The sequence below is a fragment of the Pseudomonas sp. KH_024_B2 genome (assembly GCF_057839965.1).
Genome location: NZ_CM174502.1, coordinates 5,121,027 through 5,139,766, shown reverse-complemented (window position 1 = coordinate 5,139,766; position 18,740 = coordinate 5,121,027). Strand labels below are relative to the sequence as shown.

General features: G+C 59.7%; 21 protein-coding genes. 17 read left to right on the top strand and 4 right to left on the bottom strand.

From position 1 onward, the window contains the following. The first annotated feature begins 108 nt into the window (after positions 1 to 108). The 3 genes from AC3I0A_RS23880 to AC3I0A_RS23870 are packed head-to-tail and all read left to right on the top strand — an operon-like array spanning position 109 to position 1,785. A complete protein-coding gene (locus AC3I0A_RS23880) occupies positions 109 to 471 on the top strand; it encodes a CidA/LrgA family protein (RefSeq protein ID WP_489375021.1) in 363 nt (120 codons plus the stop codon). Beyond that, positions 468 to 1,184, top strand: coding sequence for an LrgB family protein (locus AC3I0A_RS23875; protein WP_489375020.1), 717 nt, complete (start codon positions 468 to 470; stop codon positions 1,182 to 1,184). The genes AC3I0A_RS23880 and AC3I0A_RS23875 overlap by 4 nt, the downstream gene beginning before the upstream one ends. A gap of 10 nt (positions 1,185 to 1,194) precedes the next feature. Further along, the gene (locus tag AC3I0A_RS23870) at positions 1,195 to 1,785 is read left to right on the top strand and encodes an LON peptidase substrate-binding domain-containing protein (RefSeq protein WP_489375019.1); all 591 of its coding nucleotides are present in this window, start codon (positions 1,195 to 1,197) and stop codon (positions 1,783 to 1,785) included. 40 nt (positions 1,786 to 1,825) lie between these two features. Here the strand turns inward: AC3I0A_RS23870 and AC3I0A_RS23865 are convergent, their stop codons facing one another. Next, positions 1,826 to 3,040, bottom strand: coding sequence for a type II toxin-antitoxin system HipA family toxin (locus AC3I0A_RS23865; protein ID WP_489375018.1), 1,215 nt, complete (start codon positions 3,038 to 3,040; stop codon positions 1,826 to 1,828). Beyond that, the gene (locus AC3I0A_RS23860) at positions 3,040 to 3,345 is read right to left on the bottom strand and encodes a helix-turn-helix domain-containing protein (RefSeq protein WP_489375017.1); all 306 of its coding nucleotides are present in this window, start codon (positions 3,343 to 3,345) and stop codon (positions 3,040 to 3,042) included. Before AC3I0A_RS23860 ends, AC3I0A_RS23865 begins: the two co-directional genes overlap by 1 nt. Before the next feature lie 228 nt (positions 3,346 to 3,573). Here AC3I0A_RS23860 and AC3I0A_RS23855 point away from each other — a divergent pair, with 228 nt between their 5' ends. Further along, on the top strand, positions 3,574 to 3,765 hold the full coding sequence (locus tag AC3I0A_RS23855; RefSeq protein WP_489375016.1) for a hypothetical protein: 192 nt from the start codon (positions 3,574 to 3,576) through the stop codon (positions 3,763 to 3,765). 75 nt (positions 3,766 to 3,840) lie between these two features. Here the strand turns inward: AC3I0A_RS23855 and AC3I0A_RS23850 are convergent, their stop codons facing one another. Continuing rightward, positions 3,841 to 5,157: a bifunctional DedA family/phosphatase PAP2 family protein gene (locus AC3I0A_RS23850; protein ID WP_489375015.1), complete on the bottom strand. Its 1,317-nt coding sequence runs from the start codon at positions 5,155 to 5,157 to the stop codon at positions 3,841 to 3,843. A 106-nt stretch (positions 5,158 to 5,263) separates the two neighbouring features. Next, positions 5,264 to 5,950: a DNA-3-methyladenine glycosylase gene (locus AC3I0A_RS23845; RefSeq protein WP_489378593.1), complete on the bottom strand. Its 687-nt coding sequence runs from the start codon at positions 5,948 to 5,950 to the stop codon at positions 5,264 to 5,266. 176 nt (positions 5,951 to 6,126) lie between these two features. Between AC3I0A_RS23845 and AC3I0A_RS23840 the strand changes: the two genes are divergently transcribed. The 13 genes from AC3I0A_RS23840 (at position 6,127) to AC3I0A_RS23780 (ending at position 18,691) form a co-directional block, all read left to right on the top strand. Then, a complete protein-coding gene (locus AC3I0A_RS23840; RefSeq protein WP_489375014.1) occupies positions 6,127 to 7,398 on the top strand; it encodes a glutamate-5-semialdehyde dehydrogenase in 1,272 nt (423 codons plus the stop codon). Continuing rightward, a complete protein-coding gene (nadD, locus tag AC3I0A_RS23835; protein ID WP_489375013.1) occupies positions 7,367 to 8,089 on the top strand; it encodes a nicotinate-nucleotide adenylyltransferase in 723 nt (240 codons plus the stop codon). The genes AC3I0A_RS23840 and nadD overlap by 32 nt, the downstream gene beginning before the upstream one ends. A 70-nt stretch (positions 8,090 to 8,159) precedes the next feature. Beyond that, entirely contained in the window at positions 8,160 to 8,654 is a 495-nt protein-coding gene (gene rsfS, locus AC3I0A_RS23830; protein WP_489375012.1) for a ribosome silencing factor, read from the top strand. 9 nt (positions 8,655 to 8,663) lie between these two features. Then, positions 8,664 to 9,131 carry a 23S rRNA (pseudouridine(1915)-N(3))-methyltransferase RlmH gene (gene rlmH / locus AC3I0A_RS23825; protein ID WP_003185785.1) on the top strand — a complete coding sequence of 156 codons (468 nt, stop codon included), beginning with the start codon at positions 8,664 to 8,666 and terminating at the stop codon, positions 9,129 to 9,131. Positions 9,132 to 9,143: 12 nt separating this feature from the next. Further along, positions 9,144 to 11,039, top strand: coding sequence for a penicillin-binding protein 2 (gene mrdA, locus AC3I0A_RS23820; RefSeq protein WP_489375011.1), 1,896 nt, complete (start codon positions 9,144 to 9,146; stop codon positions 11,037 to 11,039). Between the two features lie 31 nt (positions 11,040 to 11,070). Continuing rightward, a complete protein-coding gene (gene rodA, locus AC3I0A_RS23815; RefSeq protein WP_489378592.1) occupies positions 11,071 to 12,174 on the top strand; it encodes a rod shape-determining protein RodA in 1,104 nt (367 codons plus the stop codon). 17 nt (positions 12,175 to 12,191) lie between these two features. Then, positions 12,192 to 13,202, top strand: coding sequence for a lytic murein transglycosylase B (gene mltB / locus AC3I0A_RS23810; protein ID WP_489375010.1), 1,011 nt, complete (start codon positions 12,192 to 12,194; stop codon positions 13,200 to 13,202). Then, entirely contained in the window at positions 13,202 to 14,212 is a 1,011-nt protein-coding gene (locus AC3I0A_RS23805) for a septal ring lytic transglycosylase RlpA family protein (RefSeq protein WP_489375009.1), read from the top strand. The genes mltB and AC3I0A_RS23805 overlap by 1 nt, the downstream gene beginning before the upstream one ends. 177 nt (positions 14,213 to 14,389) lie before the next feature. Beyond that, on the top strand, positions 14,390 to 15,547 hold the full coding sequence (locus AC3I0A_RS23800; RefSeq protein WP_489375008.1) for a D-alanyl-D-alanine carboxypeptidase family protein: 1,158 nt from the start codon (positions 14,390 to 14,392) through the stop codon (positions 15,545 to 15,547). Between the two features lie 79 nt (positions 15,548 to 15,626). Next, positions 15,627 to 15,902, top strand: a complete 276-nt coding sequence (locus AC3I0A_RS23795; RefSeq protein WP_489375007.1) for a DUF493 domain-containing protein — start codon at positions 15,627 to 15,629, stop codon at positions 15,900 to 15,902. Beyond that, entirely contained in the window at positions 15,902 to 16,549 is a 648-nt protein-coding gene (gene lipB, locus AC3I0A_RS23790) for a lipoyl(octanoyl) transferase LipB (protein ID WP_489375006.1), read from the top strand. Before AC3I0A_RS23795 ends, lipB begins: the two co-directional genes overlap by 1 nt. 1 nt (position 16,550) lies before the next feature. Then, positions 16,551 to 17,576 (top strand): lipoyl synthase, encoded by a 1,026-nt coding sequence (lipA, locus tag AC3I0A_RS23785; RefSeq protein ID WP_489375005.1) that lies wholly within the window; start codon positions 16,551 to 16,553, stop codon positions 17,574 to 17,576. A gap of 164 nt (positions 17,577 to 17,740) precedes the next feature. Beyond that, positions 17,741 to 18,691 carry a S66 peptidase family protein gene (locus AC3I0A_RS23780; RefSeq protein WP_489375004.1) on the top strand — a complete coding sequence of 317 codons (951 nt, stop codon included), beginning with the start codon at positions 17,741 to 17,743 and terminating at the stop codon, positions 18,689 to 18,691. Positions 18,692 to 18,740 lie beyond the last annotated feature (49 nt).

Genomic DNA, 18,740 nt, shown 5'->3' with positions numbered 1-18,740 from the left:
ATCATCATGGCATTGTGCTCCGGTCAACCATTTATGGTTTTCGCGAATGCCGGTTCATAGCGCGCGGCGTGCTTATAATGCCCGGCGCGATTTTGCTGGAGATGACGGATGTTGTTACGCGGCCTGACCTGGCTGGTGCTGTTTCAATTGCTCGGCACGGCTATCAATCACTTGTTCTTGCCGGTGCTGCCCGGGCCGATTGTCGGCTTGCTGCTGTTGCTGATGTTTCTGATTGCCCGTGGCGAAGTCGCTGAACCGATCAGTCTGGCCGCCAGCAGTTTGCTGCGCTATTTGCCGTTGCTGCTGGTGCCGCCAGCGGTGGGGGTGATGGTCTATGCCGCCGATATCGCCGCGGATTTCTGGGCAATCGTCGGCGCGTTGGTGTTGTCGCTGGTGATCGCCATGGCCTTCGCCGGGGTGCTGATGCACAAGCTGGTCAAGCGCCAGGCGCGTCGGGAGGATGCCCAATGAGCTTCGATTGGCAGGGAGCCCTGGCGGCGGTCATTCATCATCCGTTGTTTGGTATCGGCATTACCTTGGGCGCCTATCAGCTGGTGCTGGCGGCTTTCGAGAAAACCCGCTGGATATTTTTGCAGCCGGTGCTGGTGTCGATGCTGCTGGTGATTGGTGTTCTGCTCGGTTGCGGGCTGACCTATGCCGAGTACCGGAAAAGCACCGAAATCCTCAGCATCCTGCTGGGTCCGGCCACCGTGGCCCTCGCGGTACCGCTCTATCTCAATCTTCGGCGGATTCGGCAGTTGTTCTGGCCGATATTTACTACGCTGGTGATTGGTGGTGTGGTGGCGACCGGTCTCGGTGTGTTGCTGGGTTGGTCGTTCGGCGCCGAACACATGATCCTGATGACCATGGCACCCAAGTCGGTGACCTCGCCGATCGCCATGCTGGTGGCCGAGCAAATTGGCGGTGTCGCGGCGTTGGCAGCGGTGTTTGTGTTGATCACCGGGGTGATCGGGGCGATTGTCGGGCCGAGTCTTTTGACCCGACTAGGTGTCCATAGCCCTGAGGCCCGCGGTATGGCGCTGGGGATGACGGCCCATGCGGTCGGCACCTCGGTGGCGTTGCAGGAAAGTGAAGAATGTGGCGCTTTCGCCGCGTTGGCGATGAGTTTGATGGGCGTGGCCACGGCGGTGCTCCTGCCGCTGGCCGTGTCGATGGTGGTTTAAGGAAACCTTTATGAGCCTGGCGCTTTTCCCTCTGAACACGGTGTTGTTCCCTGGTTGCACCCTTGACTTGCAGATTTTCGAGGCGCGCTATCTGGACATGATCGGTCGCTGCATGAAACAGAGCAGCGGCTTTGGCGTGGTGTGCATTCTCGAGGGCGAGGAAGTGGGCATCGCCCCTGAGGGTTATGCGCTGGTCGGTTGCGAAGCGTTGATACGTGATTTCAAACAGCAGGACAATGGCCTGCTGGGGATTCGCGTCGAGGGCGGGCGCAGGTTCCGGGTGCTGCGCACCGAAGTGCAGCGCGATCAACTGATGGTGGCCGACGTCGAGTGGCTGGACGAGGCGCCCGAGCAACCCTTGCAGGATGAAGACGCCGACCTGGTCGCCTTGCTCAAGGCGCTGGCCGAGCACCCGATGGTCGAAGCCTTGAACATGGGCACCGAGGCAACGGGTCAACAGTCATTGGCCAATCAACTGGCTTATCTGCTGCCGTTTTCCGAGCTGGACAAGATCGATCTGCTGCAACTCGACGATCCGCAACAACGCCTGGATGCGATTCAGGCGTTGCTCGATGAGTTGCAGGGGGAGTTGTTCGCCTGAGGTTGACCCAAGCCACGCATCGCGTGGCTGTAGATTACCTCTACATCACCCTGGCGCTGCTGATCGCCCCAATGGCCGCTTCATAGTCCACTCCGACGAGTTGGGCGCGGTAGTGTTCCCGCAGTTCAGCCTCCCATCCCAGTACCCGGTCAAGAATTGCCTCGGCGGCCGTCATCTCAAGCCCGAAGTGTTCATGGTGGCTGAGCATGTTTTGTCGGCTGATCAGCGTGCCCTCTCGGCCGAGGGCCATCGCCATCGTGGCGGGTGATTCAATCGGGGACGGGACCACGTCATACATAGGTGAAAGGCGCCAGGTTCCTCCCTGCCAGATGATGGCCAGATTCTTGGCGTGTGCATCGTCATTCCCGACCAGAACGTGAAAGCACATTTGCATGAAAAACTCTTCCAGGTCCTGCTGGGGCACTCCGCGCCTGCGCATTTCGTCTGCAACACCTGCATAGCGCCAACGACTGTGGTCAGTTGAGTTCCAGTCGGCATCCAACAGTGTCAGCGCACTGAGCATCGGTACCCGGCGTATGTGGCCGTCTACTTCCACGCGATCAAAGCGATCCACCAGTAGCGTTGAGCGCTTGTCGGTGATCAATCGTGTTCTCGCGGTGCGAATGCCCTTTGAGGCTGCGAACGTCATGCAGGCATGCTCAATTGCAGGTATGTCGACCGTGTCGAAGCGGTCTCGGGCCTTGGCCAGCACAAGCGAACTGCCATCGCGCAGCGTCCTTTTGGGGCGGGCACCGCCAAGGGACGATCGCTGGCGTGCAAGCAGGATTTTCTGTTTGTCGAGATCGATCAACTGGTGACTCTGGATGATGTCAGCCGTATCGATGAACTCGCTCAGGCCAAGGAGCGTGGGGATTTGCTCTCTTCCAACACCTTGCGGAGGAACTCGTACCTGTCCAGCCATCAGATTGCCGGAGCGATCATTGTTTGGAGATCTGATCAGCATTTCCACAGCCGTCATGGCCTGGCCGTGCAGTGATTTGAGCAGCATCTCACCCCATGAGTCAGGCATGCAGTCCCGAATGAAGCCAGGAACGCCCTGGTTCGTCACCACGCGAAAGACACGATCACTGAGCGGATAGCGAATAGGGTCAGGCACCCATTGGTTTTGCCCGATGTATGCAGGGGAGTACACGAAGTCGCAACCTCCGTCGCGAGCCATGCTCAGACGTCCCAAGGTGAGCGTCTCGCCCGAGATGGGGTGTTCCATGTAGATGTAGGCCGCTGCCGTACTCATCAGAAATTCCCTTCGGTCACGCGCTTGATACGCACACGCTGGCTTGGGAGCTCAGGAGGAGTCTTGCTGATCGGCATGTCATTAAATATCTCCGAGAGAAGACCCAGGTGCCATAGCACCAGCATGAATGTGCGAAGTTCAACGACCGGATCGCCTGCCTCGATTTTTCCAAGAGTGCCCGTAGACACACCCACCAGTTTGGCGAGGTCTTTTTGCCTTAAACCTCGCTCTTGGCGTCGATTTTTAACCACAAGGCCAATATTTATGAGGCTTTCAGAGCAGTCTAATGGAAAAAAACTTGTCATTAAGAATCGCCATGGTAATCTTTAAGCCTGTTAAGAAACAGTATAGAAGGCTTTATAAGTACGCAAGGCAGGATGGAATGTTTGCTTGAAGTGCGCCAGCATCGTGGGTGCCCGGTCGCAATCAGTAGCAGTTTTGGCGCTGTGCCTGCATTGCGTCACGGGGTTGCTTGAAATAGCTTCTGACCCCTCACATGCAGTGGGTCCATGGACGAGACAAGGGGGTTGAAGATGATTCATGTAGCGGAGTCGGAGCAAGCGGTCTGGGATGCTTATCTCATCAGTGTAATGCCGCAGGTCTTTGTGGAATTGGCGCAAAGGACTCCCGAGCAAATCGCGGAAAGAGCCGCCGAAATTGCCGACGAAATGCTGGTGGAGCGCCGGGAACGCCGTCCTCAGTCCTACAGAAAGGTACCCGTCTAGGGATTCTTCTGTACTCAATCAACAAAGGCCCCATGGCTGAGGCCTTTGTTTTTGTGGGTGGTCCAGCCAATCCTCTTAGTAGGCATACTGCTCTATCGCCTTAGGCAAATGCCACAGCGCGAAGAACCCAAACAACGCCACCAGCGCCGGCAGCACCAGCCACCAGACTTTGGCAGACATTGCATTCAAGGAGGTCTGGCGTTGGTTCAGGTTCAGGCTGGCGGCGCAGATGCAGGCCGCAAGCATGGCGCCGGCCAACACATCGGTCGGCCAGTGCACCCCGAGATAAACCCGCGACATAGCGATCGACAATGCTGGCAGGCACCCCAGCAACAGCCAGGTCAGGCGCATCCGTGGCGGTTGGCCGCGACCGGCGAGCACCGCCAGGGTCAGGAAAAACGCGAACGAGCCGGAGCTGTGGCCGCTGGGCATGCTGTAGCTGGTCAGCGGGTCGGTGAGAATTTCCGGACGCATACGAGCAAAAAACCATTTGGTCCCGGTGTTGGCCAAGGCCGTGCAGAGCAGTGCGCTGCCAGCGAAAATCGCCTGGCGCCATTGGCGAGCCACCAACAGCAAAATCGTCAGCAGGCTGCCGGCAAAGAGTTGTGTGCGAAAATCGCCAAGGCGGGTCACCAGCACGGCGGCGACATCTACGGTGCTGCTGCGGTGTTCCTGGATCAGGGTCATCAGGCCCTGATCGAACTGATTCAGATGGCGATAGCCGATAAACATCCCGGCCAGAATGGCGAAACTCAGGGCGGTGATCAGCAGTGTGGCACTGCGGTGACGGCGCAAGGTGCTGTTAATGCTCAGGCCGACCAATACGACGATGCTGCCGACGACCATCCCGGCTTGCGGCCAGAAACCTTCCGGCAGCGGCAGGCGGATTGCCGCGCCGGTCGCCCAGCCGGGCAACAGATAGGCCACGGTCCAGCCCGCTGCCGCCAACACGCTGACAGCAATAAAGCGTGGAAACGACATGTCGAACATCCCGGCAACCATCGGCAGCATCGGGCGCAACGGGCCAATAAAACGCCCGACCAGCAGGCTGGCAATGCCGTAACGCTGGAAATACGCTTCGGCACCGCTGATCCATTCGGGGTGATGGCGCAGCCCCGGCAAGCGCCGGATATTCTGATGAAAGCGTCTGCCAAGCAGGTATGACACTACATCGCCGAGCAAACCGCCGAGCAGACCCAGGAGCAGGGTTTCACCCAGGGACAACGCGCCACTGCCGGCCAATACCGCAATGGCGAATAGCAGTACGGTGCCCGGCACGATCAGTCCGGCAATCGCCAGACATTCGACACAGGCCACGATGAACAGCGCTGCGGCCAGCCATTGCGGGTTTGCCGTCAACCAGCCGGTCAGGCTATCGAGCCATGGGCCCATAAAAACAACTCCATCAGAATTTTTAATCGGCCCCAAGGGGCGTACGCAATCTTCGCAACACTACAGATCCCCCATGAGACTGCTTTTGCTCAAGTCCGAGCACATCTCAGGACAGCAAATAATAGTCGCGCCCTTCGACCTGGCCGCGGCGTAGCGGGTTCCGGGTGCAGTAAGGGGCGTAGGCGGCATCGACGAAGCGGTACATCAAATGTCCGTCGCGCCCGTCCGGGATGCCCAAGCGAGTGGTTTGAATGACGTGCGCCGGTGGCGTGCCGACATCTTCGACAAACAGCAGTTCATGATCGAAGCGTTTCGCGTCCCAGATGGGCACTTTCAGGCCCAGTGCTTTGCACAGCAAGGTCTGGCCGGCGCAGAGCTTCTGTGACGGGCGCGGTCGGCCATTGGCGTCGGGGTTGTTCAACAGCATTTGCGCCAGGCTGGCGGGCCCCGACCATTCGTCGACCCAGGGATAGGCCGATTTGATCAGAACAGCATTGCCTGGCCCTTGGGCGCTGAAATTCAGCGAGTCGCCGCCACGGGCGTAGTACATATAAATGTGGCCGCCATCCAGAAACAATGCCTTGCGTTTTTCCGTGTAGCCAAGGGAGGCATGGCTGCCTTTCTCGGCGCAGTAATAGGCTTCGGTTTCGATGATTCGCGCCGAAAGCCACAGATCGCCGATCCGATGGCGGATGATTTTGCCGAGTAGGTCGCGGGCAAGCATCTGAGCGTCCCGGTCGAAAAAATGGTCGGGCAGAGCATTGGGCAGGTTGTCGGTGGTCAGATTGGACATGATGGCCAAGGGTAATTCGGCTAAATATGACCGAATGATAACAACTTCAGCCTTAATCGAGGCTGAACACCGGGTATTTGTAACCCATTTCGACCATCCGCCCGTCACCGCTGTTAGTAGGAGAGCGCGACAGCTATAATCTGCCGCTTTCCTCTTTGCCAAGACCACACCAGACCATGACTGAGTCCGTTCTTGACTACATGACCCGCCTGGGTCGCGCTGCCCGCGAAGCCTCCCGCGTGATCGGCCGTGCCAGCACCGCGCAGAAAAACCGCGCGCTGCACGCTGCCGCCGCCGCTCTGGATGCCGCTCGCGACGAGTTGACCGCTGCCAATGAACTGGACCTGGCCGCTGGCCGGGCCAATGGTCTTGAGCCGGCCATGCTCGAGCGTCTGGCCCTGACCCCGGCACGGATCGACAGCATGATTGTCGGTTTGCGTCAGGTGGCCAGCCTGCCGGACCCGGTTGGCGCGATCCGCGACATGAGCTATCGGCCGTCGGGCATTCAAGTCGGCAAGATGCGTGTGCCGCTGGGCGTTGTGGGAATTATCTATGAGTCGCGTCCGAACGTGACCATCGACGCCGCGAGCCTGTGCCTGAAGTCGGGCAACGCGACCATCCTGCGTGGCGGCTCCGAGGCCATTCATTCCAACCGCGCCATCGCCGCCTGCATTCAGCGCGGCCTGGCCGAGGCCGGTTTGCCGGCTGCCGTGGTGCAAGTGGTTGAAGTGACGGATCGCGCGGCCGTTGGCGCGCTGATCACCATGCCCGAATACGTCGACGTGATCGTACCTCGGGGCGGCAAAGGCCTGATCGAGCGCGTCAGTCGTGATGCCCGCGTGCCGGTGATCAAGCACCTGGACGGCATCTGCCATATTTATGTCAGCGCTCATGCCGAACTGCCGAAGGCCCAGCGCATTGCGTTCAACGCCAAGACCTACCGTTACGGCATCTGCGGCGCCATGGAAACCTTGCTGGTTGACCAGGCAGTTGCCGCCGCGTTCCTGCCGGCCATGGCCGAAGAGTTCCGCGCCAAGGGTGTCGAGTTGCGGGGTTGCGAGCGCACGTGCGCGATCATCGATGCCATTGCGGCCACTGAAGAAGACTGGAACACCGAATACCTGGCACCGATTCTGTCGATCCGCGTGGTCGATGGGCTGGACGAGGCCATCGAACATATCAACCATTACGGTTCCCATCACACCGACTCGATCGTCACCGAACATCAGGCCGAAGCCCGGCGTTTCGTTGCTGAGGTCGACTCCAGTTCCGTGATGATCAACACCCCGACGTGCTTCGCCGATGGCTTCGAGTATGGATTGGGTGCGGAGATTGGCATTTCTACTGATAAGCTGCACGCCCGCGGCCCGGTGGGCCTCGAAGGTTTGACCTGCGAGAAGTACATCGTGGTCGGTGATGGCCAGTTGCGCGGCCAGGAGCCGGTCTGACTTGGCCGATAAACGCCAGTCAGCTGCCTTGACTCCAAGCGAACCTCAGCCTCGACGCATTGGGGTGCTGGGCGGGACCTTCGATCCGGTACATATCGGCCATTTGCGCAGTGCGCTGGAGGTGGCCGAATCGCTGGCGCTCGATGAGTTGCGTCTGACACCCAGTGCCAGACCGCCGCATCGGGATACGCCGCAGGTTTCGGCCGTCGACCGTCTGGCGATGGTCGAATGTGCGGTGGCGGACGTTGCGCCGTTGGTGGTGGACGCTCGTGAGCTGCAACGGGACAAACCGTCCTACACTATCGACACCCTGGAACTGATGCGGGCCGAGTTGGCCGCTGATGACCAGTTATTTCTACTTTTGGGCTGGGACGCATTTTGCGGCCTGCCCACTTGGCACCGCTGGGAAGAGTTGCTCCAGCATTGCCACATCCTGGTGCTGCAACGCCCGGATGCCGACAGCGAACCGCCGGATGCCTTGCGCAACCTGCTGGCAGCGCGCTCGGTGAGCGACCCGCTGGCCCTCGAGGGGCCGAGCGGACACATTGCATTCGTCTGGCAGACACCGCTCGCGGTATCCGCCACCCAGATCCGTCAACTGCTGGCCAGCGGTAAGTCGGTACGATTCCTGGTGCCTGACGCGGTCCTGGCCTATATCGATGCGCACGGGCTGTACCGTGCGTCGAACTGAAACGGAGTGCTTCAAGGCACGAATGAACGTGAATTGAAGCGCCCGAACACATGAGCAAAACGAGTTTTATATGACGAACAACGACGTAAACAAAGTAAAGCGCAAAGGCTCGTTCAAGAGCGCTCCGCTGCCGGAAAAGGTTATCAGCGGCGAGCCCCTCAAAGGCCAGGCGCTGGTCGATGTGGCCGTAGCCGCCCTGGAAGACGTCAAGGCCCAGGACGTTCTGGTCATTGATGTCCGTGACAAGCAAAGCATCACTGACTACATGATCATCGCCACCGGTACGTCCAACCGCCAGATCGGCGCGATGCTGGATAAGGTTCGCGAGGCGGTCAAGGCCCTGGGCGTCAAGCCGTTGGGCGAAGAAGGCAAGGGCGACAGCGATTGGGTGCTGTTGGACATGGACGAAGTGATCGTGCACATGATGACTTCCAATGCCCGCCAGTTCTACGACCTGGAACGCCTGTGGCAGGGCGCCGAACAGAGCCGTGCCAGCAGCGCTGCTCACCACAGCCCGGAAAACACCCACGAGCATTTCATCAAGCTCAACAAAGACCAGGAGTAAGGGACCGCTGTGCGACTGCGTCTGATCGCCGTCGGTTCTCGCATGCCCAAGTGGGTGGAAGAAGGCTGGCATGAATATGCCAAGCGTCTGCCATCCGAACTGGCGCTGGAACTGGTGGAAATACCGCTCAATACCCGTGGCAAGAACGCTGACGTGGCGCGCTTTATCCGTCAGGAAGGCGAAGCCATGCTGGCCAAGGTCGGCCCGAATGAGCGGATTGTCACGCTCGAAGTGCACGGCAAGCCCTGGAGCACCGAGCAACTGGCGGTCGAACTGGATCGCTGGCGGCTGGATTCGCGCACGGTAAATTTCATGGTCGGCGGCCCCGAGGGGCTGGCGCCGGAAGTCTGCGCGCGGGCCGATCAGCGCTGGTCGCTGTCGCCGCTGACCTTGCCGCATCCGCTGGTGCGGATTCTGATTGGTGAACAGCTGTATCGCGCCTGGACAGTTCTGTCCGGGCACCCTTATCACAAATAGCATCGCGCCCTAATGTCCCAACCGATTCGTATCAAGGACCACGAGAAAGACGCCCGTCTGGTGCGTGGCCGGGTCGTGTTCGGTGCAATAGCGGTGGTGTGCCTGATCGGGGTGCTGATCGCGCGGCTGTATTTCCTTCAAGTGATCCAGTACGAGTATCACTCCACGCTGTCGGAGAACAACCGCGTTCACGTGCAGCCGATTCCGCCGACCCGCGGGCTGATTTTCGACCGTAATGGCGTTGTGATCGCCGATAACCGGCCCAGCTTCAGCCTGAGCATGACCCGCGAGCGTTCCGGGGACTGGCGGCAAGTGCTCGACGTGATCGTCGAGGTCTTGCAGCTGACCCCGGAAGACCGGGTGCTGTTCGAGAAACGCATGAAGCAGGGGCGCCGCCCCTTCGAGCCGGTGCCGATTCTGTTCGAACTGAGCGAAGAGCAAATCGCCCGGATCGCCGTCAACCAGTTCCGTTTGCCGGGTGTGGAAGTGGTCGCGCAACTGGTGCGCCACTACCCTCAGGGCGCGCACTTTGCGCATTCCGTGGGTTACATGGGGCGGATCAACGAGAAAGAGCTCAAGAGCCTCGATCCGGTCAATTACAGCGGCACTCACCATATCGGCAAAACCGGCATCGAGCGCTTCTACGAGGCCGAGCTGCATGGTCAGGTGGGTTACGAAGAAGTCGAGACCAACGCCCGGGGGCGCGTGTTACGGGTGCTCAAACGTACCGATCCGGTTCCCGGCAAGGACATTGTCCTGAGTCTGGACATCAAACTGCAGGAAGCCGCCGAGCTTGCCCTGGGGGGCCGACGTGGGGCCGTGGTGGCGCTGGAACCGAGCACCGGCGAGGTTCTGGCAATGGTCAGTCAGCCGAGTTTCGACCCGAACCTGTTCGTCACCGGCATCAGCTTCAAGGCTTACGCCGAGTTGCGCGATTCCATCGATCGCCCGCTGTTCAACAGGGTTTTGCGCGGTTTGTATCCACCGGGCTCGACGATCAAACCGGCGGTGGCGATTGCCGGGCTGGATGCCGGAGTGGTCACCGCCTCGAGCCGCGTGTACGACCCCGGTTACTACCAGTTACCCAATTACGATCACAAGTACCGTAACTGGAACCGCACCGGCGACGGTTCTGTGGATCTGGACACGGCGATCATGCGTTCCAACGACACCTACTTCTATGATCTGGCCCACAAGCTGGGGATCGATCGGCTGTCTGCTTATATGGGCAAGTTCGGTCTCGGTCAGAAGGTGTCTCTGGACATGTTCGAAGAGTCTCCGGGCCTGATGCCGTCACGGGAATGGAAACGCGCGACCCGACGTCAAGCCTGGTTCCCGGGTGAGACGCTGATTCTCGGGATCGGCCAGGGCTACATGCAGGCCACACCACTGCAACTGGCTCAAGCCACGTCGCTGGTGGCCAGCAAAGGCCGTTGGTATCGCCCGCACCTGGCCAAAACCATCGAAGGCGAGAAACCGCGCGATGAGAACCCGATCGCCGATATTATCCTGCGCGATCCGTCCGACTGGCTGAAGGTCAATCACGGCATGCAGCAGGTGATGCACGGCGCCCGCGGCACTGCGCGCAAGGCAGCCATCGGCTCGCCCTACCGAATTGCCGGCAAAAGTGGTACGGCCCAGGTCGTGGCGATCAAGCAGGGCGAGAAATACGACCGTTCGAAGGTTCAGGAACGTCACCGCGACCACGCCTTGTTCGTCGGTTTTGCTCCGGCCGAAAACCCGAAAATCGTGGTGTCGGTCATGGTCGAGAACGGCGAGTCCGGTTCCGGCGTGGCCGCACCGGTAGTGCGTCAGGTGATGGATGCCTGGCTGCTCGGCCAGGACGGCCAGCTCAAGCCTGAGTTCGCCAGCCCTATAAGCGCGGAGGCTACGGCCCGTGAAGAGTAATTTTGATCGCATCCTCTCCAGTGAGGATGTGATGCGTCGCCGCGCGACACTGTTGCAACGCATGCACATCGACGGCCCATTGCTGATTCTGCTGCTGACACTCGCCGCGGGCAGCCTGTTCGTACTGTATTCGGCCAGTGGCAAAAGCTGGGATCTGCTGGCCAAACAAGCCACTTCGTTTGGTATCGGCCTGGTATCGATGATTGTCATCGCTCAGTTCGAGCCACGCTTCATGGCGCGCTGGGTGCCGATGGCCTACGTACTTGGCGTGGTGCTGCTGGTGATGGTGGACGTGATGGGCCACAACGCCATGGGCGCTACGCGCTGGATCAACATTCCCGGGGTGATCCGCTTCCAGCCCTCGGAATTCATGAAGATCATCATGCCGGCGACCATCGCCTGGTACCTGGCCAAACGCTCGTTGCCACCGCAGCTCAAGCACGTAGGTATCAGCCTGATGCTGATCGGGATTCCGTTCATTCTGATCGTGCGTCAGCCCGACCTCGGCACCTCGCTGCTGATTCTTGCCGGCGGCGCGTTCGTGTTGTTCATGGGTGGGCTGCGCTGGCGCTGGATCCTCAGCGTGATCGCCGCCGCCGTTCCCGTGGCCGTCGCCATGTGGTTCTTCGTCATGCATGACTACCAGAAGCAGCGAATCCTCACTTTCCTCGATCCGGAGAGCGATCCGCTCGGCACCGGCTGGAACATCATTCAGTCCAAAGCCGCCATTGGCTCGGGCGGTGTGTTTGGCAAAGGCTGGCTACTTGGCACCCAGTCCCATCTGGATTTTTTGCCGGAAAGCCACACCGATTTCATCATCGCGGTCCTGGGTGAAGAGTTCGGCCTGGTGGGCATTTGCGCGTTGTTGCTGATTTACCTGCTGTTGATCGGTCGTGGGCTGGTGATTACCGCTCAGGCGCAGACATTGTTTGGCAAATTGCTTGCCGGCAGCCTGACCATGACGTTTTTTGTTTACGTTTTCGTCAACATCGGTATGGTCAGTGGCCTGTTGCCGGTAGTCGGGGTGCCGTTGCCCTTCATTAGTTATGGCGGAACCTCGCTGGTGACACTGCTGTCAGCGTTTGGGGTTTTGATGTCGATCCATACCCATCGCAAGTGGATCGCTCAGGTTTGAATAAGGTGAAGATTTCAATGCAAGTAATGCGTGGCTGGGCTACTCGATACGCTCCATGGGTCGGCCTGGTAAGCATCCTTGGTGCGGCGCAGCAAGCGCTGGCCGGTGATTATGAAGGCTCGCCGCAAGTCGCCGAATTCGTCGGTGAAATGACCCGCGACTACGGTTTCGCCGGGGAACAGTTGATGGGTGTGTTCCGCGAAGCCGAGCGCAAACAATCGATTCTCGACGCGATCTCCCGGCCTGCCGAGCGAGTCAAGCAATGGAAAGAATACCGTCCGATGTTCCTCACCGACGCGCGCATTGCCCGCGGTGTGGATTTCTGGCGTCAGCACGAGGCCGTTCTGGCCCGTGCCGAGCAGGAATATGGGGTGCCGGCCCAGGTGATCGTGTCGATCATCGGCGTTGAAACCTTCTTCGGCCGCAATACCGGCAACTATCGGGTGATCGACGCATTGTCGACCCTGGGTTTCGACTATCCGCCGCGCGCCGAATTCTTCCGCAAGGAATTGCGTGAGTTCTTGTTGCTGGCTCGTGAAGAACAGGTCGACCCGATGACCCTCAAGGGGTCTTACGCCGGCGCCATGGGCTTGCCGCAGTTCATGCCGAGCAGCTTTCGCGCCTATGCTGTGGACTTCGACGGTGACGGCCACATCAATATCTGGACCAATCCGGACGACGCCATTGGCAGTGTCGCCAGCTACTTCAAGCGTCACGGCTGGGTGGCCGGTGAGCCAGTGGTCAGCCAGGCAGCGGTGCGCGGTGATCAGGTCGACGAGGGTTTGACCCCGGGAATCGATCCGGTCAAAACGGTCGGGGAGTTGCGGGCGCTGGGCTGGTCGAGTCATGATGCGCTGCGCGATGATATGCCGGTCACGGCTTTTCGCCTGGAAGGTGACAATGGCCCCGAATACTGGGTGGGTCTGAGTAATTTTTACGCGATTACGCGCTATAACCGCAGTGTGATGTACGCCATGGCCGTGCATCAGCTGTCTGATTTGCTGGTCCAAGCACGGGGCGTCAAGTAATGCGGGCAATGCCGATTCACAAACCCCTGAAGCTGATGGCTTTGGCCGCGCTGTCGTTGCTGGTGGTCAGTTGTTCGACCAGCCGCGCGCCGCAGCACAAATCCCAGGCCGGCGTTCGCGCAACGCCGGGCCTGGATATCAACCGCGCCCATAAAGACGGCGCGCCGTGGTGGGATGTCGATGTTTCGCGCATTCCGGACGCCACACCGACCCTGCATTCCGGCCCCTACAAGGCCAATCCGTATACGGTGTTGGGCAAAAGTTATTTCCCGATGAGCGAGTCGAAGAACTATGTCGCCGCGGGCACGGCCTCCTGGTACGGCACCAAGTTTCACGGCCAGAACACTGCCAACGGTGAAGTCTATGACCTGTACGGCATGAGTGCCGCGCACAAGACCCTGCCTTTGCCGAGTTATGTCAAGGTGACCAACCTGGACAACAACAAGAGCGTGATTCTGCGCGTCAATGATCGTGGGCCGTTCTACTCTGACCGGATCATCGACTTGTCTTACGCGGCCGCCAAGAAACTGGGTTACGCCGAAACCGGCACCGCACGGGTCAAGGTCGAAGGCATCGATCCGCAGCAATGGTGGGCCCAACGTGGCCGGCCGGCGCCGTTGATGCTCAACGAACCGAAAGTGGCGCAATCCGCCGCTCCCGTGCTGACGGCTTCGGCCGGTACGGTCGAGCAATGGACACCGCCACCACAACAACACGCCGCGGCCGTTGTGCCGATGCAGATGGATGCAAAAAAAAACGCTTCTGCACCAGCCTCTGGCCAGTATCTTCAGGTGGGCGCCTTCGCCAACCCGGACGCTGCCGAGCTGCTGAGGTCGAAGCTGAGCGCGATGGTGCAGGCCCCGGTGTTCATCAGTTCGATCGTGCGCAATCAGCAGACGTTACACCGGGTGCGGATGGGGCCGATCGGCACGCCGGGTGAAATCCAGCAAGTGCAAAACAGCGTGCGACTGGCCAATCTCGGTCAGCCGAGCCTGGTAACAGCAGAATAAGTGACACTGGATTGAGGGCCCGGCCTTTGTAGGGGCGGGTTCCGGTTGTTGGCTCGTCGAAGAACAAAAGCCCGAGCAGGGTTTAGGGCGAACAACTGAATACGCGACAATCGGGACCGGTTGTCAGATTAGTTTTGCCCGCGAGGGCAAGTTTCCATTAGTAATTTCGAGAGACGGATGAATATCACCACCTTTGCCAAACGCCTGTGCCTGCTTGTCCCGCTGCTCATCACGCCTGCCGCCTGGGCGGTAGAGATGATGCCGTCGCCACCGCAACTGGCCGCCAAAGCCTATGTGCTCATGGACGCCAGCAGCGGTAACGTGCTGGTCGAGAACAATGGTGACCAGCGTCTGCCGCCGGCCAGCCTGACCAAACTGATGACCGCGTATCTCGCGACCCTGGAAATTCGTCGCGGCCAGATCGGTGAAAACGATCCGGTGACCGTCAGCGAGAACGCCTGGCGTACCGGCGGTTCGCGGATGTTCATCAAGGTTGGTACTCAGGTAACGGTCAGCGACCTGCTGCACGGCATCATCATTCAGTCGGGTAACGACGCCAGTGTTGCACTTGCCGAGCACATTGCCGGTAGCGAAGACGCGTTCGCCGACATGATGAACAAAACCGTCACCGATCTGGGCATGACCAACAGTCACTTCATGAACCCGACCGGTCTGCCGAACCCTGAGCACTACTCGTCGGCTCACGACATGGCGGTTCTGGCTCGCGCGATCATTCACGAAGACCCGGCTCACTATGCGATCTACTCGCAGAAAGAGTTCTTCTGGAACGGCATCAAGCAACCGAACCGCAACCTGCTGCTGTGGCGCGACAAGACCGTCGATGGTCTGAAGACCGGTCACACCGACGAAGCCGGCTACTGCATGGTGTCTTCGGCTGTACGTGACGGTATGCGTTTGATCGCTGTGGTCTTCGGTACCGTCAGCGAAACGGCTCGCGCGGCTGAAACCCAGAAGCTGCTGACTTACGGCTTCCGTTTCTTCGAAACCCAGACGTTCTACCAGAAGGGCGCCGAGTTGGCTCAGGCTCCAGTCTGGAAAGGCACCACCAATCAGATCAAGGCCGGTCTGGCTCAAGACCTGACCATGACCCTGCCAAAAGGCCAGCTGAAAAAGCTCGCTGCCAGCATGACCATGAATCCGCAACTGATCGCGCCGATCGCCAAGGGTGACGTGATCGGTAAAGTCGAAGTGAAACTGGACGATAAAGTCGTGCACAGCGCCGACCTGATCGCGCTGGACGCGGTCGACGAAGGTGGTATCTTCCGCCGCATGTGGGATAGCATCCGTCTATTCTTCTACGGCTTGTTCAACTGATAGTGTGGTCCGCGTGCCCCCCGCTCCGACATGGCGCGTGGGGTATGTCCGTCGCCACGGCTTACGAGGCCGTTACGCCATGACAGATACAGAAGTAAAGGCACCAAAAATCGAATTCCCTTGTGCCGACTATCCGATCAAAGTGATCGGTGATACCGGCGTAGGTTTCAAGGCCCTGGTCATCGAGATCCTTGAGAAACATGCCGAGGTCGATCACCAGTCTCTGGCCGAACGCCAGAGCACCAATGGCAAGTACACCACCATTCAGTTGCATATCATTGCCACCGGTCAGGATCAGTTGTACGACATCAACAGTGAGTTGCGTGCGACCGGTCAAGTGCACATGGTGCTGTGATGCCGCAAACGCTGGGCTTTCGCGAGCTCGGCCAGATGGCTTACGAGCCGGTCTGGCAGGCCATGCAACGCTTTACCAACGAGCGTGGGACTGAGGCTGCGGATGAGGTCTGGCTGGTCCAGCATCCGCCGGTCTTCACCCAGGGCCAAGCGGGCAAGGCCGAGCATTTACTGCTCCCCGGGGATATTCCGGTGGTGCAGGTCGACCGCGGCGGGCAAGTGACGTATCACGGCCCCGGCCAGTTGGTGGCTTACCTGCTGCTGGACGTGCGCAAGCTGGGGTTTGGTGTGCGCGATCTGGTCAGCCGGATGGAGCAATGCCTGATCGAGCTGCTGGCCAGCTATGGCGTCACGGCTGTGGCCAAGGCCGATGCACCGGGCGTTTACGTCGACGGGGCGAAAATCGCCTCGCTGGGCTTGCGGATCCGTCACGGTTGCTCCTTTCACGGCCTGGCCCTGAACGTGGATATGGATCTGGAACCGTTTCGACGAATTAATCCCTGTGGCTATGCCGGGCTGGCGATGACCCAGCTGAGCGATCACACAGGACCGATTGAATTTGCCGAGGTAAGTGCCCGGCTGCGCGCGCAGCTCGTCAAACACCTCGACTATGCTGAGCAGACGACCCTAACGGGCGGAATCGATTGATATGACTACTGCGCAAGACGCTGTGCAAACCCTGATCCCGGCGCTGGATGTATCCGAGCGTGCGGCTCGTCCGAAAGTTGAAGCCGGCGTTAAATTACGCGGTGCCGAAAAGGTCGCGCGTATTCCGGTGAAGATCATTCCGACCACCGAACTGCCGAAAAAACCAGACTGGATTCGCGTGCGCATCCCGGTTTCGCCGGAAGTCGACCGCATCAAGGCGCTGCTGCGCAAACACAAGCTGCACAGCGTCTGCGAAGAAGCCTCCTGCCCGAACCTGGGTGAGTGCTTCTCCGGCGGCACCGCAACCTTCATGATCATGGGCGACATCTGCACCCGTCGCTGCCCGTTCTGCGACGTCGGCCACGGCCGTCCGAAGCCACTGGACGTCAACGAGCCGGAAAGCCTGGCCATTGCCATCGCCGACCTGAAACTCAAGTACGTGGTGATCACCTCGGTAGACCGCGACGACCTGCGTGACGGCGGTGCCCAGCATTTTGCCGACTGCATTCGCGAAATTCGCAAGCTGTCGCCGCACGTGCAGCTCGAAACCCTGGTCCCGGACTACCGTGGCCGGATGGACGTGGCACTGGAAATCACCGCCGCCGAGCCGCCGGATGTGTTCAACCACAACCTGGAAACCGTTCCGCGCCTGTACAAGGCTGCGCGCCCGGGTTCGGACTACCAGTGGTCGCTGACCTTGCTGCAGAAGTTCAAGCAAATGATGCCGCACATTCCGACCAAATCCGGCCTGATGCTCGGCTTGGGCGAGACCGACGAAGAAGTCATCGAAGTCATGCAGCGCATGCGCGAGCACGACATCGATATGCTGACCCTCGGCCAGTACCTGCAGCCATCGCGCAGTCACTTGCCGGTGCAGCGCTTCGTGCACCCGGACGTGTTCGCCTGGTTTGCCGAAGAGGGCTACAAAATGGGCTTCAAGAACGTTGCATCCGGTCCGCTGGTGCGTTCTTCGTATCATGCTGATGAGCAGGCGAAGCTGGTTAAAGCTGAGCTGATGTCGTCCTGATCCAAGCCACCCGCAAGGCTTTTCAGCCTTGCGGGTGTTTTTATTAGCCGTGCCTACGGCAACTACAGTCTTCTCCTGCAACCTGCGGGGTGACTGATCCTCTTCTGTTTGTCCCCGTTCCTGACTACTGTGTGCTGAAGCTTTTCGCGCAGGGAGATTCATGGATGACCGTTCGACCGACCCACGCTCTGCTTCCTCACGCACCCGTTCCGGCCTTGCCGTCGCAAGGGCTGATCGGCGTCATCGCGCCCGCCGGTCCCGCAGCGCTGGATACTGATAAAGCCATTGCCTGGATGCGCGCTCGAGGGTATTCGCTGCGGGTGTTTCCCGGCGTATACGAGAGCGATGGCTATCTGGCCGGTAGCGATGACGTGCGGCTCAATGACCTGCATGCAGCCTTCGCCGACAGCGAGGTCGATGCGATCATCTGCCTGCGCGGCGGTTACGGTACGCCGCGGTTGCTTGATCGTATCGATTTCGAACTGCTGCGCGACAACGCCAAGCTGTTCATTGGCTACAGCGACGTCACCGCGCTGCATTTGGCGATCAGTCGATATGCGGGGTTCGTGACCTTTCATGGTCCGATGCTCAATGCTGACTTGTTGGGCGATAAGCAAAAGCCGACCGAGTCTTCGTTTTTCAACATGCTGCGCGGGCAGGTGAAAGCGGGCAGCGTGCTGGCGCACCCGGTGGCCTGGCCGTTGACCACCATCGAGCCTGGCATCGCTCACGGGCGTTTGCTGGGGGGCAATCTGTCGCTGATCGCCGCGACCATGGGCACGCCTTACGAGATTGATGCCGAAGGCGTCATTCTGTTCATCGAGGACATCAACGAGCCGCTTTATCGTATCGACCGACTACTGACCCATCTAAGACTGGCCGGCAAGCTGAGCAAGCTCTGTGGGGTCCTGGTGGGGGACATTGCCGGGGTGGATGAGCAGGCGCTGGCGGTGTTGCTCAAGCAAACCTTCGAATCGTTACAGATTCCGGTACTCGCCGGCTGGCGTAGCGGGCACTGCGATCCGAACCTGACCTTGCCGATGGGGGCGTTGGTCAGGCTGGATGCGGGGGCTCGGGAGTTGGTGCTGGAGCAGGATGTGGTAGTTCTTTCTTAGATCTTCGTTGCCAGAAATGCAGCCTTCGCGGGCAAGCCCGCTCCCACAG

What these genes read in the sequence shown, in the direction of transcription:
- AC3I0A_RS23850 (WP_489375015.1), bottom strand. Translation starts at nt 5,157, where the DNA reads ATGGGCCCATGGCTCGATAGCCTGACCGGCTGGTTGACGGCAAACCCG.
- AC3I0A_RS23845 (WP_489378593.1), bottom strand. Translation starts at nt 5,950, where the DNA reads ATGTCCAATCTGACCACCGACAACCTGCCCAATGCTCTGCCCGACCAT.
- rsfS (WP_489375012.1), top strand. Translation starts at nt 8,160, where the DNA reads ATGACGAACAACGACGTAAACAAAGTAAAGCGCAAAGGCTCGTTCAAG.
- AC3I0A_RS23805 (WP_489375009.1), top strand. Translation starts at nt 13,202, where the DNA reads ATGCGGGCAATGCCGATTCACAAACCCCTGAAGCTGATGGCTTTGGCC.
- AC3I0A_RS23870 (WP_489375019.1), top strand. Translation starts at nt 1,195, where the DNA reads ATGAGCCTGGCGCTTTTCCCTCTGAACACGGTGTTGTTCCCTGGTTGC.
- AC3I0A_RS23860 (WP_489375017.1), bottom strand. Translation starts at nt 3,345, where the DNA reads ATGACAAGTTTTTTTCCATTAGACTGCTCTGAAAGCCTCATAAATATT.
- AC3I0A_RS23840 (WP_489375014.1), top strand. Translation starts at nt 6,127, where the DNA reads ATGACTGAGTCCGTTCTTGACTACATGACCCGCCTGGGTCGCGCTGCC.
- rodA (WP_489378592.1), top strand. Translation starts at nt 11,071, where the DNA reads ATGCGTCGCCGCGCGACACTGTTGCAACGCATGCACATCGACGGCCCA.
- AC3I0A_RS23800 (WP_489375008.1), top strand. Translation starts at nt 14,390, where the DNA reads ATGAATATCACCACCTTTGCCAAACGCCTGTGCCTGCTTGTCCCGCTG.
- lipB (WP_489375006.1), top strand. Translation starts at nt 15,902, where the DNA reads ATGCCGCAAACGCTGGGCTTTCGCGAGCTCGGCCAGATGGCTTACGAG.
- AC3I0A_RS23780 (WP_489375004.1), top strand. Translation starts at nt 17,741, where the DNA reads ATGACCGTTCGACCGACCCACGCTCTGCTTCCTCACGCACCCGTTCCG.
- AC3I0A_RS23875 (WP_489375020.1), top strand. Translation starts at nt 468, where the DNA reads ATGAGCTTCGATTGGCAGGGAGCCCTGGCGGCGGTCATTCATCATCCG.
- AC3I0A_RS23795 (WP_489375007.1), top strand. Translation starts at nt 15,627, where the DNA reads ATGACAGATACAGAAGTAAAGGCACCAAAAATCGAATTCCCTTGTGCC.
- nadD (WP_489375013.1), top strand. Translation starts at nt 7,367, where the DNA reads ATGGCCAGTTGCGCGGCCAGGAGCCGGTCTGACTTGGCCGATAAACGC.
- AC3I0A_RS23855 (WP_489375016.1), top strand. Translation starts at nt 3,574, where the DNA reads ATGATTCATGTAGCGGAGTCGGAGCAAGCGGTCTGGGATGCTTATCTC.
- mrdA (WP_489375011.1), top strand. Translation starts at nt 9,144, where the DNA reads ATGTCCCAACCGATTCGTATCAAGGACCACGAGAAAGACGCCCGTCTG.
- AC3I0A_RS23865 (WP_489375018.1), bottom strand. Translation starts at nt 3,040, where the DNA reads ATGAGTACGGCAGCGGCCTACATCTACATGGAACACCCCATCTCGGGC.
- AC3I0A_RS23880 (WP_489375021.1), top strand. Translation starts at nt 109, where the DNA reads ATGTTGTTACGCGGCCTGACCTGGCTGGTGCTGTTTCAATTGCTCGGC.
- lipA (WP_489375005.1), top strand. Translation starts at nt 16,551, where the DNA reads ATGACTACTGCGCAAGACGCTGTGCAAACCCTGATCCCGGCGCTGGAT.
- mltB (WP_489375010.1), top strand. Translation starts at nt 12,192, where the DNA reads ATGCAAGTAATGCGTGGCTGGGCTACTCGATACGCTCCATGGGTCGGC.